Genomic DNA, 17,397 nt, shown 5'->3' on the forward strand with positions numbered 1-17,397 from the left:
TCGTCACCACCTCTTTTAATGATGTGCATGATCTTCTGATTGAGAAGGTTCTGTTTTTGTTTGATCTTCGTTAGAATCTGTTTCTTCTTCCGATTTCTCATCATGACCTTCATGATCTTCATGACCGTGTGAAATACGATAAAGCTCTGGATTAAGATACTTTTCTGAACCACCATGAGCATGATCGATCCACTCTAAATGTGTATTGTTAAATGTCATACGACCAATAACAGTAGGTTCTAAAATTTCGCTATACTTTTCCTCAGTTAATGTATTAGCTGTATCATGAACTTCTTGAACCCAGTCGTTAAAATCATCTTGTGATAATGCTTGCACCTCAAAGTCCATATGTGCATAACCTTTACCGTTAAAACTTGTATTTCTTCCGTAGTAAGAACCTGGCCTATCCGCAACTAAAAATAGATTTGTCTGCATATTAGCCATCGTATATTTTTGGCCGCCAAGCTCTGGCACCCAAAACGACTGCATCGTACCTGCAGATGTCATTTTAAATTGAACGGGGTGATCAGCTGGAATATTGAGATAGTTCACTGTTTCAATATCTTGATCTGGATAACTGAAAATCCATTTCCAATCAGCTGATGTTACATGGATCACAAGCGGTTCTTCCTCTTCATATCCTTGCGGAACATCCTCTACTTCATAAATGGTTTTCGTTGTTGGAATCATTAATGCAATCACAATAATGACAGGAATCGTAAACCAAATGATTTCTAATAGGTGATTACCTTTTTCCTCTTCAGGCTCAAAGTTCCCATCATCTGATCGTGCACGATACTTCCACACAATATAACCAAATAGTGCGAATACCACGATTACGATCACTAACATAAAAATAATAGAAAAAATAATTAAATCCGTTAAACTTCTAGCTACTGGCCCTTTAGGATCAAACACAATTAAATTAGACTCACAACCAGCTAGCAAGAAAGGAATGGTTAACATCACTAACCAACCAAAGAGCTTTTTAAATCCCTTCATACTCCATGCCCCTTTCACACATGTAAACAACAAATTTATTTTGGAGAACTTTATCTAGTTTTCATTTTGGCATGCAATTATGATGAAATTATGATGAAAGAAAGAATGTCATAAATTGTTCAAAAAGTGATACGCTTCACATACTTTCACATGCTCACAAGATTTTACTAATTTGAAAATTTTCTATACTATTTGAGATAAGGATAAATAATTACAAATGAGAGTGATATGATGGAAAGAAAAACAATTTTAATTGTCGATGATGAAGTACAGATGCGCATGATGTTGAAACTTCATTTACGACAATCATTTGATGTGTTAGAGGCAAAGCATGGAAAAGAAGCCTTAGAAGTTACAAATCAAAATAAAATCGATCTTATTTTATTAGATATTATGATGCCAGAACTGGATGGAATGGAAGCATGTAAACAATTAAAAAAAGCACATCCTAAGATTCCCATCATTTTATTGACTGCGTTAAATAATACCTCTCAAAAAGTCGAAGGATTAACAATAGGAGCGGATGATTACATCGTTAAACCGTTTGAGCCCGAAGAACTGCTTGCACGTATTCAAGTTCAATTCAGACACATTCAACAACATACCAAGCAAACTAATGAAGCCATTTTAAACTTCTCAGAATGGTCGATTGACGATGTCTCTAGAACGGTTTTAGTACATGGAAAAGAATTGAAGTATAGCCCGAAAGAATTTGACTTGCTGTATTTGTTAGCTTCCAATCCAAATCGGGTATTTACGAGAGAACAATTATTAGATTTGATTTGGGGTATGGACGAAGTAGTAGATATTCGTACAGTTGATTCTCATGTCCGTTATGTACGAGATAAATTAAAAAAGGCCGGATTAACGCATCAGCCAATTCAGACCGTGTGGGGAGTCGGATACAAATTTGTAATGGAGGATCAAGATGAGATTAAATAGTGTCGTATTTAAATTAGGAGCAACCATTTTATTTCTCCAATTAATTATTTTAATTCCACTTGGATATATTATTTTGCAATTAATTTTAAATTATTCTTACAGTCAAACCGAAACACAATTAATTAATTTATCAAAAAAATATGCCACCGAAATTGAAGACCTTAGCGATACAGAAAACTTTACATTATTAGAACATCTCACCGATATGACGAGCACTAGTGCGTCTGTAGTCGATGCTGAAGGCAGTCCTATCATTCAAAAAAACTGGCATGAGGATATTACAAATGAAGTATTATCAGAAAGCCAACAAGAACAAATTCAAGATGGGAAATCCGTTGTTGAGGAGTATACTTATCATGGTGCTACTTATCTAAAAGTAGCGCAACCAATCCAAATAGAAAATCAACCAAATGCAAGTGTTGTTCTCTTTTCTTCCTTTGGACTGATTAGCAGCTCGATCCACCAAATTATTATATTAGTGCTGCTAGCAAGTCTAGGAGCAGTTATCTTAGCAATAGGGTTTACATTTTTCATTTCAAAAAAATTAGGAGCCCCCATGATTGAAATGGAAAAGGCAGCTAAACAAATTGCCGAACGAAAAGATTTCTCGTCACGAGTGCATTATCAAGCAAATGATGAGATTGGATCCTTAGCTAAGGCTATTAATCACTTATCAACAACATTAGAAAGGTACCAAACAAATCGAAATGAATTCTTTTCTAATATTACACATGAACTGAAAACACCCCTAACCTATGTAAAAGGGTATGCAAATGCGATAAGACATGAAATGTATCAGTCTGAAGATGAAAAAAATGAATTTTTAGAAATTATTGAGAATGAGACAGATCATATTAGTAATTTAATGGATGATTTAATGGACTTATCTAAAATTGAAGAAGGGAAAATCGATTTAAACTGTGAACAAGTAGATGCCAATCAGCTTGCCGAAGATATGGCAAGAAGAGCACAAATCAGGGCTTCCGAAAAAGGGTTAAACGTAGACATGATACCATCCTCTACTAATGCCTATTTGTATGCAGACAAAAGCAGGTTGGAGCAAATTTTAACAAACCTTGTCGAAAATGCGATTCGATATACAGAAAAAGGGGAAATTACCCTGCAAGTGAAAGATAAAAAAGGTGGAGTAGAACTAATCGTAAAAGATACTGGTATCGGTATAAAAAAAGAAGATATTCCTTATTTGTTTGAACGCTTTTATCGTGTCGATAAATCTAGATCTCGGGCAAACGGTGGTACAGGTCTTGGGCTTTCCATTGTCAAGCACCTCGTCGAATTACATGATGGAACGATTTCTGTTGACAGCGAATGGAATAAAGGAACGACTGTGTCCTTATATTTTCCGAAATAATTGGAGAAAATATTTTTAATATAGGTAGAAATCGAATGAACCAATGGAAAGGACGTGAAATCATGGAGTTACAATTAATAGAGATATATATTCCGCTTAATAAGCTGGAAACATTTCAAAAACGTATAGAAGATTTTCACGTCCTGGCTCAATGGAATACCGAGATTTCAGAAGAAATGCAACATATTAAAATATTAATTAAAAAAAAATATACAGAAGAGATTTTGAATTTTTTGGAAGTGAATGGAAAAGATGAAGAAACACAAGCACTTGTATATAATATTTCAACTTATATTCCACAAATTGAAGCAAGTGAAGAGGAGAAACAAAAGGAAAAAAAGGAAGAACAAAAAGAGTATACAAGAGCAAGCAGACATGAATTATATAATGTGGTCCAAACTTCAAGCAAAGTAAACCCCAATTTTTTATGGTTGATTATATTATCAGCCATTGTCGCTACTGCAGGTATTGTAAAGGACAGTGCTGCGATTGTCATTGGTGCCATGGTCATCGCTCCATTAATTGGACCATTTACGGCACTAGCTTTTTCTGCCACTCTAGGTGACTATAAGCTGATGAAACGATCTGTGATTACTTCCCTTATTGGCTTGGCGATTCCAATCTCCATTTCCGTACTATTTGGTTTATTATTTGATTTACCTAACCAGAGTGACGAATTTTTAGCTCGAACAAATATAGAATTTATGGATATAGTGGTAGCTCTCGCTGCAGGAACTGCTGGTGCAATGTCGTTTGCCAAGCGAGTTTCAGAAGCTTTAGTCGGGGTAATGGTATCTGTTGCTTTACTTCCTCCAACCGTTGTTTTGGGGATGATGTTAGGTGATGGCCAGTGGGAATCGTCTTTAACTCCTCTTATGCTTCTATGTGTTAATATTAGTGGTATTTTACTATCTGCTATTATTGTCTTTTGGACCAGTGGTATTCAGCCCATTAAGTGGAGAGAAATTCAAGAAGCCAACACTTCCAAAACGTATTCACTTGTTTTCATAAGTATTGTTATATTAATATTAGGTATCTTAATTTACATTACGAAATTTTAGATAACCTTTTATGGCATAAAGCTATCTTAACTATGCAAAAAAAGAGAGACTTCCATCAGTGTGGGGGGGTTCTTCATCCCCACTGATGGTTAGCGAAACATATGAGGGTGCTAACGTCCGTTATCCCCCACTTATCCTTCTTTCATTATACTAAGTCTTGAAGTAGGGGGATTACGGACGATTGTTCACCATGGAAAAACTAGCTAGCCCCAAATAGCAGGGCTAGCTTTTTGATTGAGACTTGCACCACATCAAGACATATTTTATAATATGAATATATGTTCATATGTGTATATAAGGAGGTTCTTACATGTCACATTCCCACGGCCATCACGGACACGGACATCATCACACGGATAATAAAAAAGCACTTACGATTAGCTTTTTATGTATTACTTTTTTTATGATAGTGGAAGTCATCGGAGGAATTTTAACAAACAGTTTAGCTCTGCTCTCGGATGCCGGGCATATGCTCAGTGATGCTTTTGCTCTCGGACTAAGCTTGTTTGCTTTTAAGCTTAGCGAAAAAGCAGCAAATGCTCATAAAACATTTGGTTATAAACGATTTGAAATACTAGCTGCCTTTATTAACGGTGTTACGTTACTTGGTATTTCCTTATATATTTTCTGGGAAGCGTACCACCGATTTATGGACACACCAATGGTTAGCCCAATGATGCTCTTCATTGCTGTTCTAGGACTTATCGTTAATATCGTGGTTGCTGTTATTCTTATGTCTGGTGGCGATACAAAAGGCAACTTAAACATGCGCAGTGCACTATTACATGTTTTAGGGGATCTATTGGGATCTGTTGGAGCGATTATTGCTGGTTTATTCATTTGGATTTTTGAATGGAACATTGCAGATCCAATTGCAAGTATTATCGTTGCTATCCTCATTTTAATTAGTGGTTATAGAGTAAGTAAAGACTCTGTTCATATTTTAATGGAAGGGACACCGAACCATTTGTCCTTCGAAAACATTGTGAATAAACTGACACAATTAGATGGAGTGATAAATGTTCATGATTTACACGTGTGGACGATCACTTCTAATTTCCCAGCATTAAGCTGTCATATGGTTGTAGAAGATAACATTGACCGAGATGCTTTATTAAAAAAAGCTTCCAACCTTTTACAAGAGGAATTCTCCATCCAACATACCACCATCCAGATAGAAGGAAAACAAGCGGAACTCATACATGATGAAGATTGCTGTAATTAATAGGGAGGGATCGATATGACTTATCAATTTTTAGACGAGGAAACTCTTTTTTTAGTATCGCAAACCTTTAAAGCATTGAGTGATCCAACCAGGATAAAAATATTGCATTTACTATTTGAACAAGAGCTTTCGGTATCTAACATTGCAGAAATATTGGATTTAAACCAGTCGAACGTTTCCCATCAATTGAGGTTTTTAAAAAATTTACGTTTAGTCAAATATAGGCGTGAGGGGAAGACCATATATTATGCCCCTGACGATGAACACGTCATGAAAATTCTACAACAATCCATTGATCATGCGACCCATCATTAAAAATCTAAGGCTTGTCGTTAAACTCTTATGACGACAGCCTTAGATTTTCATTAATTTAAAAAAGTAGCTAACTACATGGTCAACCACTGACACACAACTGTAATTTAGATTTTTCACATAACCCTTAAACACATGTAAAAGATTGAATGCGATCGAGATCAATGCCAAAGTAAACCCAGTTAAATCCAGTCCAGCGATAACCGGCGACAGAACGTCTTCCTACATAGGTTGGATAAAACCAGAAAGATTGATAACGATTTAACCAGACATAGGTAAATCGAAATAAACAACCTTGTATAGCACCTGGGTCAACCGCCATCACCTGTGGCCCTTGCCCATACAAAGATTGTTGTGGAATTTGTTGCGGTGGTGGGCTTGTTGGCGGTCCACCTGGCCCTCCTGGACCACTTGGTACTCCTGGGCTCCCTTTTCCTATTCCGCCACCTGGTTCTGGACTAGGTGTTGGTGGAAACAAATTATTTGGCAATCCACCAGGTAGAAAAGGGAGTTGACGATCAGGATCATATGGCCTTCCGTACTCATCATACATAACAGAATGATATGGATACATATTTTCCATCGAAGATTACCTCCTATTCCCTAACACTATATGACATGTAGGGAAATAGGTAATTTGTCCACATTTATTTAGGCTGATGCCCGATTTATTCATCTTTTATAAAGTGAGACTTCCATCAGTGGAGGGGGGCCTTCATCTCCCACTGATGGTTAGCGAAACTTATCTGGGTACTAGCTACTTCTTTCATTATTCTATGTCTTGAAGTCGCGGCCTTCGATTGTTCATCGTGATACTTTCCATCATGAACTTCGTGTTAATATCTATGTGCACAGTATGGACAGGATTTTCTTCCACTATCATGATTCTCTCCGCAATTTGGACAAGCGATTTGTTCCTGTAATTTGGAAAATGAAGTTTTCTCATGAACGAACTCACTTTTCATAAAAAGTGCTTCAAGTAAATCCAACATTCTTGCTAAAGCAAAAAATATAATGGCTATTACCGTCCCGATAAAAATATGAGTAATAAAACCAAAAAAAGTTCCAGTTGAAATCCCAAAAATAATCGATAAAACCACGATAAAAGCTCCAATTATATATAACAATATCACCATACAAATTCACCTCCAGAAAGTGGATTTACATTAGGAAAAGCTGGGGATGCTGCCCATTGCTAACGTCGAACGCCTTATATAGTCTAAAGTTATCGCCAAGTCCTAATGGCGAAAGCCTTAGTTTTACTTGCATCGGGAGTGAAAATGGATCATCTGTTAAGTCCGCCTACTTCCTGTAGGCAACACAGATGTCAGTACATCCTGTACAAGTACGTCCTGTGACCAACGCCGATACTAGACCGTCCTGGTCGTCGTACTTGTACTTAAAAATTTTTGCTACGTCGAGTAGCTTCGCTGCTAAAATTTTATACTTCCTAACGTGTAAAATAAAGAGCAAAGGGTAACCCTTTGCTCTTTAACGGTTCGACAAATTCTCCACAAATCCTTCATCTGTTATAAATATTTTTTGACCACCTTACCTCCATTACAAGTGAACACACACGGTTTCTCTTCAATAACTGTTTCTATATGCACTTCTCTACCCCATAATTGGAATATATAAGGCATAGTTTTTTCCAAATATTTTGTATCCAATTCTACCCCTTCATAATGATGACGAATATAAAGCTCCCCATTTTTATCATAATCACCGTCAACCACTGTTAAATAAGGGAATCCACCATTTAATCTGCTCGAAATAAGCTGATCACGAACTAACTCCCAATCTTTATCGACTATTTTATATTCTGGTCCTTTCTTTTGAAATAGATATAAGTCTTCTTTATCCACAAAATCTTTCGTCATATAGTTTCGCATAAAGGAAATATCGGATTCAATTTCACGAACTTCAAAAATCTTTTCTCTCCCTGATCCTGGCTTTGCTCCAAAACGTTTCATCTCCTCTGAAGGATTATCATATCTTTTTTCTATATCTTCAAACATTTTTACACCTAAATAATAAGGGTTGATCTGTGTTTTTGATGGCTGCACAACACTAGAGTTTAATGATGCAAACTCGATAGATTCATCACTCGTTAAATCTAACTCTCTAATGATACGTTGATGCCAATACGTCGCCCATCCTTCATTCATAATTTTTGTCTCTAATTGCGGCCAAAAATATAACATTTCCTCACGCATCATCGTTAATATATCACGTTGCCAATGATCTAACTCTTTACTATGCTCTTCAATAAATAATAAAAGATCTTTTTCCGGCTGTGGAGGAAATTTCTTTTTCTTCCTTATCGGTTTTGGAGTCAGGTCTTTTTGTGGTTCATCTAACTCCCACAAATCATCGAATTCAGTTGGTTTTCTCGGTTCTATTTCTATTTCATCATCCTCTTTATCCCAGTCTAATTTGGCCTTCAAAAGGGTAGGATCAATATGTTCTTGAATCGCCAAAACTGCATCTAAAAACTGTTCTACTTCTTTTATACCAAAGTGTTTTTCGTAACTGGAAATTCGATCAGCTGTAGCAGCCATGCTTTCGACCATATCTCTTTTCGTGTTTTGAAACCGGACATTATTCTTGAAAAAATCACAGTGAGCTAATACATGTGCCACAATCAATTTATTCTGTATTAAACTATTGGAATGTAATAAAAAGGCGTAACAAGGGTTCGAGTTAATCACTAGCTCATAAATTTTACTTAAACCTAAATCATATTGTAGTTTCATCCGATGAAACTGTTTGCCAAAGCTCCAGTGGGAAAAACGTGTTGGCATCCCATAAGCTCCAAAAGTATAAAGGATTTCTGGTGGGCAAATTTCATATCTCATCGGATAAAAATCTAAACCAAAACCACTCGCTACTTCTGTGATTTCCTCTATCGATCGTTCTAATTCTTTCAATTCTTCTTTCTTCAACATCCCACCTCCAACTGTCCCTTTGTACATTATATGAGCGCATGTCTATAGGATGAATAAAAATCCCTAATCAATCTAAAGAAAAACTTGGCTTATCGCCAAGTCCCAATGGCGAAAGCCTTAGTTTTATTTGCATCAGCTAATGTCGGTCACGTCCTGTGACCAACGCCGATACTAGACCGTCCTGGTCGTCGTACTTTGTACTTTGAAATTTTTGCTACGTCGAGTAGCTTCCCTGCTAAAATTTTATACTTTTCTAACGTGTAAAGAAAACTCGGCGATTGCCGAGCCTTTGGCGACAGCAGAGCCGTAGTTGCGCTTGTCTATCTACTTCAAATTGTCAGCCTCGTAGAATTACTTCATTGCTGACAATTTATACTTTCCTATACGGGAATAAAAAAAGCATTTTGTCAGTTTATGGGCTGACAAAATGCTTTTTTTTAAGCTAATTTTTCTATTTTTTTCTTACATTTGCAGTCTGTTAACGTATACCCTACTACTTGAAATCCTTTGCTCTTCAATAATCGAATCGCAATATTTTTTTCTAAATGATCGGACGCAATAACAAAAATGGTTTTAGACGGAATTTCGTTATAGTACCTTTTAATATATGGAACTGGCATGACAATTGCATGGGCGACAGGATCATTTGACGCTTTCTGGTAATCACGAATATCTACAGCAATTTTTTCTTGAACACCTTTTTCCTTAGGGTCCACACATGGGACGCCCTTTATCGGAACATAACGTATATATAATAAATGGACCAATGCAATGAAAAATGCGAAGCCTATCGTCCATATCCACAGCATACCGCTTTCCCCCAAATGTTAAAGAAAATTTGGCTTTCTCTCTAGTCAAATGAAAAACCAATACTTTTCTTTATATAATCTTTAAAAATACATGAATAATCTAACAATAGTATGATTATTCCATCATGTCAAGTTATTCATTTTCACCTTGAAGCTTATGCCAGTAGGAGGCAATAGTTTTCATTCCTTTTTGAAAATGTTCCAACGGGAAGCTTTCATTAGGAGAATGTAATCGGTCATCTGGAGTACCAAAACCTAATAAAACAACTGGGATCTCATAAATAGAATCAATCCATTCTACAACAGGAATTGATCCCCCCATCCTGACATACGCTACTTCTTTTTCAAATGTCTCACTATAACTTTGTGCAGCCTTTTCTATATATGGATGCTGCGGGTCTACTCTATATGCCTTGGCCGAAAGGTTCTCTCTTTTAATCGATAATTCTACACCACTTGGAACATGCTTTTCTATATGTTTTACAAGTAAGTCTTGGATATGGCTAGGTTCTTGTCCTGGTACTAACCGACAAGTCAGTTTAGTCGTAGCAGTAGAAGGAATGATGGTCTTTGTTCCCTCTCCCTGATAACCACTAAATAATCCGTTTATTTCCAATGTAGGACGACCCATTGTATGCTCTTTTGCTGTGAAACCTTTCTCTGAAACTGTTTTTGGTGCACCTGTGGTTTGAGCAAAATCCTCACTTGGAGCTTCTGAAATTAATTTTCGTTCTTCCTCTGTTATTGGTTCTACTTGATCATAAAACCCATCAACGGTTACCACTTCCTGTTCATTTTTCATAGATGCTAACAAATGTGCCATTGCCATTGCCGGGTTCCTTATGGCACCACCATACATACCAGAATGCAGGTCATTATCCGGACCTTTTAACGTAAACTCTAATCCGGTAAACCCTTTTAGTCCATATAAAATGGTAGGCTGATCTTTTGCCACCATTCCAGAATCAGAAATAACAGCTAAGTCTGCTTGAAACCTTTCTTTTTGTTCTTGCAAGAATTCATATAAATGAGCACTGCCAATTTCCTCTTCTCCCTCTATACAAACCTTTACATTGATTGGTAACTCACCAGTTGTTTGTAAATAAGCCTTTAATACAGCTAAATGCATAAAAACTTGACCTTTATCATCGCTTGCGCCACGAGCAAAGATCCTTCCCCCTCGAACCTCAGGATCAAAAGGGTCACTTTTCCACTCGTCTAGTGGATCAGGTGGTTGAACATCATAATGCCCGTATATCAGTACAGTTGGAGCGTCCTTTGCTTCCAGCCATTCTGCATAAACAAGAGGGTGACCTTCTGTTTCATGTATTTCTGCCTTTTGAAAACCCGCATCTGTTAAATAATCTTTTACAAAGGAAGCTGTCTTCTTTACATCATTTTTATGAGAAGAGTCTGTACTCACACTTTTTATCTTTAAAAATTCATGTAGTTGTTCTAAATGTTCATCCTGATGTTGTTCTATGTAACGCAAAACTTGTTCAATCATTCGCCTCAATCCTTTCCAATTATGCCCAATACCTATAGTTTAACATGTATTCACGAAATCATTCATTTGTTACTAGTTAAATTTTAAAAAATTTTCAAAGCATCCTTTGCACCAAAACAATACCCTTCATTCACCTTAAAGAAAAAAACACTTACCTCTCTTAACAAAAGCGGTAAGTGTCTAACATCAATATCATAATGTTATATGGTTAACGGCATTCCTCTTTATTCAGCAAAAACAATGTGCCATTCATCTTTGCCTTCAAGCATTCTGGAGGCAATCTGTTTGGCTCCTTCAAGACTATGGTTTGCTGCCCAGCCGCATTGGACTTCATTACATGCTGGGACTTCTGTAGCCTCTAACACATCTTGTAATGTCTTTTCTAATGCTTTTTTTACATCTTCAAAGCTATCATTATTCAAAATAGCTAAGTAAAATCCAGTTTGACAACCCATTGGACTAATATCTAATACATTGTCGATATGATTCCGAATGTTTTCTGCCATTAAGTGTTCAATGGAATGTAAACCTGCCATTTCCATGTGGTCTTTATTTGGCTGACAAAATCGGATATCATATTTATAAACTTTATCTCCGTTTTGACCTGTTGTTACACCAACTAATCGGACATATGGAGCTTTTACTTTCGTATGATCTAGATTAAAACTTTCTACATTCATTTTTTCCGGCATTATGGAATCATCCCCCGTTTCAAATTGATTGTTTTAGAAACATTAATCATAAATTATCGCTTTGCGTTCTGAATATATTGTATCATACGTTTAAATTACTTCTCTATAGTAAGAGTTACTGTTTATGGGAAAGTTTTTTATGATGCCAAAATCAAAAAAAACAGATACCAGAGCTAAATGTCTGATATCTGCCTTTTTCATTGTTATTATTCATTTCGATCTGGAAAAATGCGTTCAATCATATTACCCATACGATTAAAGAAGCCTTCAACTGGCTCACCATTGTCTGCATCATTTGCATAACGATCAGCTAAATCAAAGAAATCCGGGTTGGTAGTAATATATACATTATCGATATTATCGTTTACAGATTTTACTGTTCTTGTGATTTTATCTTCTACATTGTCATTTAAATCATCATTGTTATTTGTACGATTGTTGTCTTTATCCCAACCTGCAGCAACATATGCGTTATTATCAGTTGTTAACACATAAACGTTATCCACTTCTGGAATTTCTTGTTCGATTCTTTCAGCAGCTTCGTCTGCTACTTCATAATTATTACCGTTTCGACGAGCATTTGTACCATTGTTATCATCACGGTTTGTATTTCCATCAAACATAAATTCATTGTCGCCGTTTTGACGCTGTTCTGGATGTTGCCCTGTTGCTGGATTTTGGTCTCTATTTTGATCACGATCTAACGCTGGGTTATTTGATGTTTGATTATATCCAATTGGTTGTGTGTTATTCCCGTATTCAGGGTCATCTTGTCCGTATTCGTTACCACCACATGCAACTAAAGATAAAGTTGCTGCACATACTAAAGTTAAAGCTGGTTTTTTCAAATGCATTTACTTGATCCTCCTTGTCTTTTATGAAATCACTTTTAGTATGAGTGAAATCAAAATAATTTATCCAAATAAGCTAAATAAAATTTATGGAAAGTTGACCAAGAAAAATGAGAATGGATCAAGTAATGAAAGAAAACACTATAAGTGTAAAGGGTGGATTAATATCAGATGAACCTTATATTGAGGCTAATATAAGGAACACAGACATCCTGCCTTTTCATTTTATCCCCTCAACCAATAGAAAAACCCAAGACAATCATTCTTAGGAAAAGGGGATCTTCATTATGTATAACATGGATTATGATAAAGCACTATACTTTACGCTATGGGGACAGTGGGATGATTTATTAGTTCTAATGGTCAGAACAAAAGATGACTTACTTGCTAAAAAAATTGAACAATTTCTACACGCCTACCATTACCCCACCACCGAAGAATGGCTCATGAATACCCATGACCAACTCCTTCATTATATTGACCATGCTTTAGTTAATCAAATGACGCAAGAACATGAGCCAGTTATGTATTAATGAAAACGCACAGCAGTTTGCTGTGCGTTCCTTTTACCGTATCAGAAAGTATAAATGGTCAGCAAGGAAGAATTCTCGACGTAGTAGCCATTCTAGGAAGATAGATAAGGGCAACTAGGCTACCGCACTGCGTCATAAGGCTTGGCTAAGCCCAAGTTTTCTTTATCGATATTTATAACTTTTATGTTCGCTATTATTAATTCTTCTTTTTCTGCATGCCTGGAATATTATTTTTTATTGCTTTACTTGACTTATTTTTATCTTTCTTTATTCCGTTCTCTATCTTTTGTTTCACTTTTTCGCTTATATCCTTTTTGGGAATAGGATGATTTTGCTTTTTTTTCCTATTATTTTTAGCTGAATTATTTTCCTTCTTTTCCTTAACGTGTTGCTGCTTTTTTTGTTTAGCCTGACCAGGATTTTCTTGTGATTTATTCTTGTTATTATTTTTTGGGTTCTTGCCTTTATTCTTTTTCATTTTTTTCTCTACGGCGTTTTGACTAGCTTTCTGAGGGAGTTTTTCTTGTAGTTTTTGCTTCATTTCGTTCGCACGGTCTTGATGTTTTTGTATATTCTCCTTAGCACGTTCATTTGCTTGAGCAGGCAGTGGCGAATCATTTTTTGATTCTTCCTCTCCCTCCTCAGGCTCAACTTCTGCTTCATTAGACGATGGGGGTTGCTCCGGCACCGAATCCTCTTCCTCTACTGTGTCATCCTTCTCATTATAAAAATCTTGTATAATTTCTAGTTCATTCTCATCTAAAGTAGAGGTATCGGAGTCATCCTTTTGTTCAAGATTAGTCACCTGCATCGCTGCCACTTGTTCTTCCTGTTCCATTATATTAGCTGTAATAGCGTTCATAGAAACAGATTGTTCTTCAGCTTGATCTCTTATGTCGCTTGACACTTCGTAAATCGCTATATTGTAGTTTTGCTCGTGATAGTAATCATAAATATCCCTCAGCATCTCCGTATCTGCATTATCTTCATTAAGATAGCTAACTGCCATTAGGATAGGGTGCTCTTTCTCTATTTCATACTCATATTTTGACAACTCAATAATTTTTTCTGAAACGGATTGTAATGACATGTCCTCTGTTTCTAATTTATCTAAGATCATCTGAGCATCTGGATTGACAGCTTTCATACTTAACACTTGATACTCATTATCTATGGTTATGTTCACACTTGGGTTAATATCCATACTAACAATCGCATACACTTTATTTTCCCCTGTTGTTATGTAAAAAGGGCTTAAAATTAATAAACATGCGAGTACCATTGAAGCAAGTTTCCACCTGTTTAACGGTAATAACCCCCAAGTTTCAAACCAAGTTGAATTTTTTTCTTCGAAATTTACCTCCATGCCTATTTCCTTATTCTTCAATGGCATCGCTTTGTGGAACAGCCCATTTTGATCCATTACAATTGTGTGCCTTTTTTTATGCTCCACAATAATTCCCTTTTTCACAGATCTACCCCCTCGAGGTATTCCTTTAAATACACATAATCACCTATAAGAATAATAAATATAGTTAAAATATACTTACGGTTTCTTTCTAATGTTTTTTTACTAACTGGTACTATTTTCAAAAGCTTCTTAATTGGAATTCGTTTTTTCTTTAATACAAATTGTTTTAATTCAGGATCTTCGACTATTTTTTTCGCTACCGCAACTGCTGACTCCCTTGCATCCCGATGCTTTGGAGATATTTTGGCTAATTCTGAAAAAGAGATTTTGTATGGCTTTAATTGCTTGGATAATTCTAAAATCTCTTGCTTGCGATACCAAGATTCTTCCTCCATCTGATACACGCGCTTAGCTTCCACAATTTCTTGTGAGCTCTCCGTCAATTCTTCCTCTTCTCCCTGATCTAAAGCAGGATAGACATACTGGCGCCTTTCTTTACGGATGTAATCAATTACTTTTCGTTTAATTATTACTTGTGCAAACGATAAGAAAGATGCTCCTTTATCCTTGGAGTACATATGAATTGCTTCATTAAAGGCGATCATTCCTACACTAAACTCATCATCGCTTGATTTCTCAATGTATCGTTTGCAAACTTCTGAGACACATCTCGCAATAAAAGGTTGATATGCTTCTATCACTTCATCTAATAACTCGTTATCACCTCGCTGGATACGTGTAATTTGCTCTTCTAATGAATAATCTTTATGCATTAACTGGCTTTCCATCAACACGGATCACCACCAGTCCCTATAAATTTCGATCTGTCATGTTTATTTATGTCTGTATATGGCCAAATCTTTTGCGTAGAAAGTATTTGAATATATATCAATGGATATTCACCAACTTTTTATAGTCATGTACAAAGTATAAAGTCATGTTTATTATCTTAATGGATTAACCTTTAGGTATCTACCATTATTTATTTACAAATAATTAAATTTCATTTTCAAATCATAGGTTAATTGGCCTATATCCATTTTTATTATTTACAAATTAATTCTATATACTCATTATTTTTACATAACCCTATTTCTTTTACCTTATTTTTTCAGAATATTCTTTTAAATATAATCTCATGCGAAATATAATCAATCGGTACAGCTAATCCGACTCGACCATGTTGTTCATTTTTTTGAGTTGCGAAAATAACAGCAATAACTTCGCCATCATCGTTCATCACTGGACTTCCACTATTGCCACGGTAAATTGGGGCATCAATCATATAAACCTCTTTATCCCATTCATCTAATTGCGTTTTTCCGATAATATCTCCTTGATTTGCAATCCCATTAAATCGAAGGGGATTCCCAATAAATAATATATCTCCTAATTCAGATTTTGGCGTATTCTCTGTCCATTCTAAATAAGGAAAATCTTCCCCTTCTACTTTTAGTAAAGCAAGATCATACTCTGGATAGGTGGAAATCACTTCTCCGCTATACAATCCTTTATTAGTAAAAGCAATCGTCAACTTGCTTTGTGATTCGATCACATGATAATTGGTGATGATATATCCGTCTTCTGAAATCGCAAAACCAGTCCCTTTATTATCTTCCCCTTCAATGACCACAACAGCTTTTCGATATTCACGCACTTGATCATCCTGCATTAATGTTGTCGAAGTCTTTATAAAATCTAAGGCTGGGATAGAATACGTTTGTGGTAATATTGCTATCACTTGAATAAACATCGCTGCTGCAATCGTCCAGAAGATCCATCTTGGAAATGGTTGTTTTTTTGCTTTTCTTTCTTGCTCTAACTTTTCTTTTTCCTTTAATTTTCTCTTTTCTTCCTGTACAAGTTCATACATTTCTTCAGGGTCAATATCTTCATATAAATCCGTATCAATAATATCCCAATCTTCGTGCTTCGACCTTCCCATAATACACCTCATCTTAGAGCGTTAATATTCTTATTGTAACATGGATTAAAGGTATAATGATTGATGAAATTGTCGATTTATTTTATATTAATATTATACAGATAAAGGAGTGTTACTATGTTATTAGATGAAATCCTTACATACAATGAAAAATTTGTAGAAAACAAAGAATATCAAGTTTACGAGACAGACAAATTCCCAAACAAGCGTGCAGTTGTGTTCACCTGCATGGATACAAGGCTTGTGGAATTACTGCCAAAAGCATTGAACCTGAAAAATGGCGACGTAAAAATGGTAAAAAATGCAGGTGCCATCTTAAACGACCAGTATGATAGTACGATGAAAAGTATTCTTGTTGCCATTTACGCTTTAAAAGCAGATGAGGTATTTGTCATTGCTCATCATCGATGTGGAATGAATCATTTTGATACAGACGGTTTTCTTGAGCTAGTAAAAGACAGAGGAATCGATCAACAAACTATCGATAATTTGGAGAAAGATCCAAAAGAATGGCTAACTGGTTTCGATGACGTAAATGCTTCCGTAGAACAATCCGTAGACATTATCGAAAACCATCCACTATTACCAGAAGGAATTCCAGTACACGGACTCGTAATCGACCCAGCAACAGGAAAACTAGACCTTGTAAAGAAAGGGTATTAATAAAGGACAGTGTTTAAATCTCATTGCACAATAAACATATACTACGTAATAACTCATCCTACTCGTCTTCAATGAGTGCTGAATCGTCGCTGCGGGAACAGCGAAGACGCTGAGACCCCGCAGT

General features: G+C 36.0%; 18 protein-coding genes. 7 read left to right on the top strand and 11 right to left on the bottom strand.

The window, feature by feature from the left end; translation table 11 throughout:
* Positions 1-15: 15 nt before the first annotated feature.
* Entirely contained in the window at positions 16-1,002 is a 987-nt protein-coding gene (gene qoxA / locus GHD00_RS05640; RefSeq protein WP_163537168.1) for a cytochrome aa3 quinol oxidase subunit II, read from the bottom strand.
* Positions 1,003-1,233: 231 nt separating this feature from the next.
* On the opposite strand from qoxA, the gene GHD00_RS05645 reads away from it, so the two are divergent.
* The 5 genes from GHD00_RS05645 (at position 1,234) to GHD00_RS05665 (ending at position 5,917) form a co-directional block, all read left to right on the top strand.
* Entirely contained in the window at positions 1,234-1,944 is a 711-nt protein-coding gene (locus GHD00_RS05645; RefSeq protein WP_240468604.1) for a response regulator transcription factor, read from the top strand.
* Entirely contained in the window at positions 1,931-3,316 is a 1,386-nt protein-coding gene (locus GHD00_RS05650) for a sensor histidine kinase (RefSeq protein WP_163537170.1), read from the top strand. The genes GHD00_RS05645 and GHD00_RS05650 overlap by 14 nt, the downstream gene beginning before the upstream one ends.
* A 35-nt stretch (positions 3,317-3,351) precedes the next feature.
* Positions 3,352-4,377, top strand: a complete 1,026-nt coding sequence (locus GHD00_RS05655; protein WP_240468605.1) for a TIGR00341 family protein — start codon at positions 3,352-3,354, stop codon at positions 4,375-4,377.
* Positions 4,378-4,687: 310 nt separating this feature from the next.
* Positions 4,688-5,602: a cation diffusion facilitator family transporter gene (locus GHD00_RS05660; protein WP_163537171.1), complete on the top strand. Its 915-nt coding sequence runs from the start codon at positions 4,688-4,690 to the stop codon at positions 5,600-5,602.
* Between the two features lie 15 nt (positions 5,603-5,617).
* Positions 5,618-5,917 (top strand): ArsR/SmtB family transcription factor, encoded by a 300-nt coding sequence (locus GHD00_RS05665; RefSeq protein WP_163537172.1) that lies wholly within the window; start codon positions 5,618-5,620, stop codon positions 5,915-5,917.
* Between the two features lie 124 nt (positions 5,918-6,041).
* On the opposite strand, the gene GHD00_RS05670 is transcribed toward GHD00_RS05665, so the two are convergent.
* From GHD00_RS05670 to GHD00_RS05700, 7 genes are all read right to left on the bottom strand, one after another.
* Positions 6,042-6,488, bottom strand: coding sequence for a hypothetical protein (locus GHD00_RS05670; RefSeq protein ID WP_481810375.1), 447 nt, complete (start codon positions 6,486-6,488; stop codon positions 6,042-6,044).
* Positions 6,489-6,750: 262 nt separating this feature from the next.
* Positions 6,751-7,050 carry a zinc ribbon domain-containing protein gene (locus tag GHD00_RS05675; RefSeq protein WP_163537174.1) on the bottom strand — a complete coding sequence of 100 codons (300 nt, stop codon included), beginning with the start codon at positions 7,048-7,050 and terminating at the stop codon, positions 6,751-6,753.
* A 393-nt stretch (positions 7,051-7,443) separates the two neighbouring features.
* Positions 7,444-8,859, bottom strand: a complete 1,416-nt coding sequence (locus GHD00_RS05680; RefSeq protein ID WP_163537175.1) for a SpoVR family protein — start codon at positions 8,857-8,859, stop codon at positions 7,444-7,446.
* A gap of 440 nt (positions 8,860-9,299) precedes the next feature.
* A complete protein-coding gene (locus GHD00_RS05685; protein WP_163537176.1) occupies positions 9,300-9,671 on the bottom strand; it encodes a rhodanese-like domain-containing protein in 372 nt (123 codons plus the stop codon).
* 133 nt (positions 9,672-9,804) lie between these two features.
* Complete coding sequence (locus GHD00_RS05690) at positions 9,805-11,178, bottom strand: dipeptidase (RefSeq protein WP_163537177.1); 1,374 nt, start codon at positions 11,176-11,178, stop codon at positions 9,805-9,807.
* Between the two features lie 224 nt (positions 11,179-11,402).
* On the bottom strand, positions 11,403-11,870 hold the full coding sequence (locus GHD00_RS05695) for an S-ribosylhomocysteine lyase (protein WP_163537178.1): 468 nt from the start codon (positions 11,868-11,870) through the stop codon (positions 11,403-11,405).
* Between the two features lie 206 nt (positions 11,871-12,076).
* Entirely contained in the window at positions 12,077-12,724 is a 648-nt protein-coding gene (locus GHD00_RS05700) for a YhcN/YlaJ family sporulation lipoprotein (RefSeq protein ID WP_163537179.1), read from the bottom strand.
* Positions 12,725-13,008: 284 nt separating this feature from the next.
* On the opposite strand from GHD00_RS05700, the gene GHD00_RS05705 reads away from it, so the two are divergent.
* Positions 13,009-13,254, top strand: a complete 246-nt coding sequence (locus GHD00_RS05705) for a YhdB family protein (protein WP_163537180.1) — start codon at positions 13,009-13,011, stop codon at positions 13,252-13,254.
* A gap of 196 nt (positions 13,255-13,450) precedes the next feature.
* Here the strand turns inward: GHD00_RS05705 and GHD00_RS05710 are convergent, their stop codons facing one another.
* From GHD00_RS05710 to GHD00_RS05720, 3 genes are all read right to left on the bottom strand, one after another.
* Positions 13,451-14,725, bottom strand: a complete 1,275-nt coding sequence (locus tag GHD00_RS05710; RefSeq protein ID WP_163537181.1) for an anti-sigma-I factor RsgI family protein — start codon at positions 14,723-14,725, stop codon at positions 13,451-13,453.
* Positions 14,722-15,453, bottom strand: coding sequence for an RNA polymerase sigma-I factor (sigI, locus tag GHD00_RS05715; protein WP_163537182.1), 732 nt, complete (start codon positions 15,451-15,453; stop codon positions 14,722-14,724). The genes GHD00_RS05710 and sigI overlap by 4 nt, the downstream gene beginning before the upstream one ends.
* A gap of 323 nt (positions 15,454-15,776) precedes the next feature.
* Positions 15,777-16,610, bottom strand: coding sequence for a S1C family serine protease (locus GHD00_RS05720; protein ID WP_163537183.1), 834 nt, complete (start codon positions 16,608-16,610; stop codon positions 15,777-15,779).
* A 117-nt stretch (positions 16,611-16,727) separates the two neighbouring features.
* Here GHD00_RS05720 and GHD00_RS05725 point away from each other — a divergent pair, with 117 nt between their 5' ends.
* Positions 16,728-17,273, top strand: coding sequence for a beta-class carbonic anhydrase (locus tag GHD00_RS05725; RefSeq protein ID WP_163537184.1), 546 nt, complete (start codon positions 16,728-16,730; stop codon positions 17,271-17,273).
* The last annotated feature ends 124 nt before the right edge of the window (positions 17,274-17,397 follow it).

The sequence above is a fragment of the Gracilibacillus sp. YIM 98692 genome, from assembly GCF_010993965.1.
Lineage (GTDB): Bacteria > Bacillota > Bacilli > Bacillales > Amphibacillaceae > Gracilibacillus.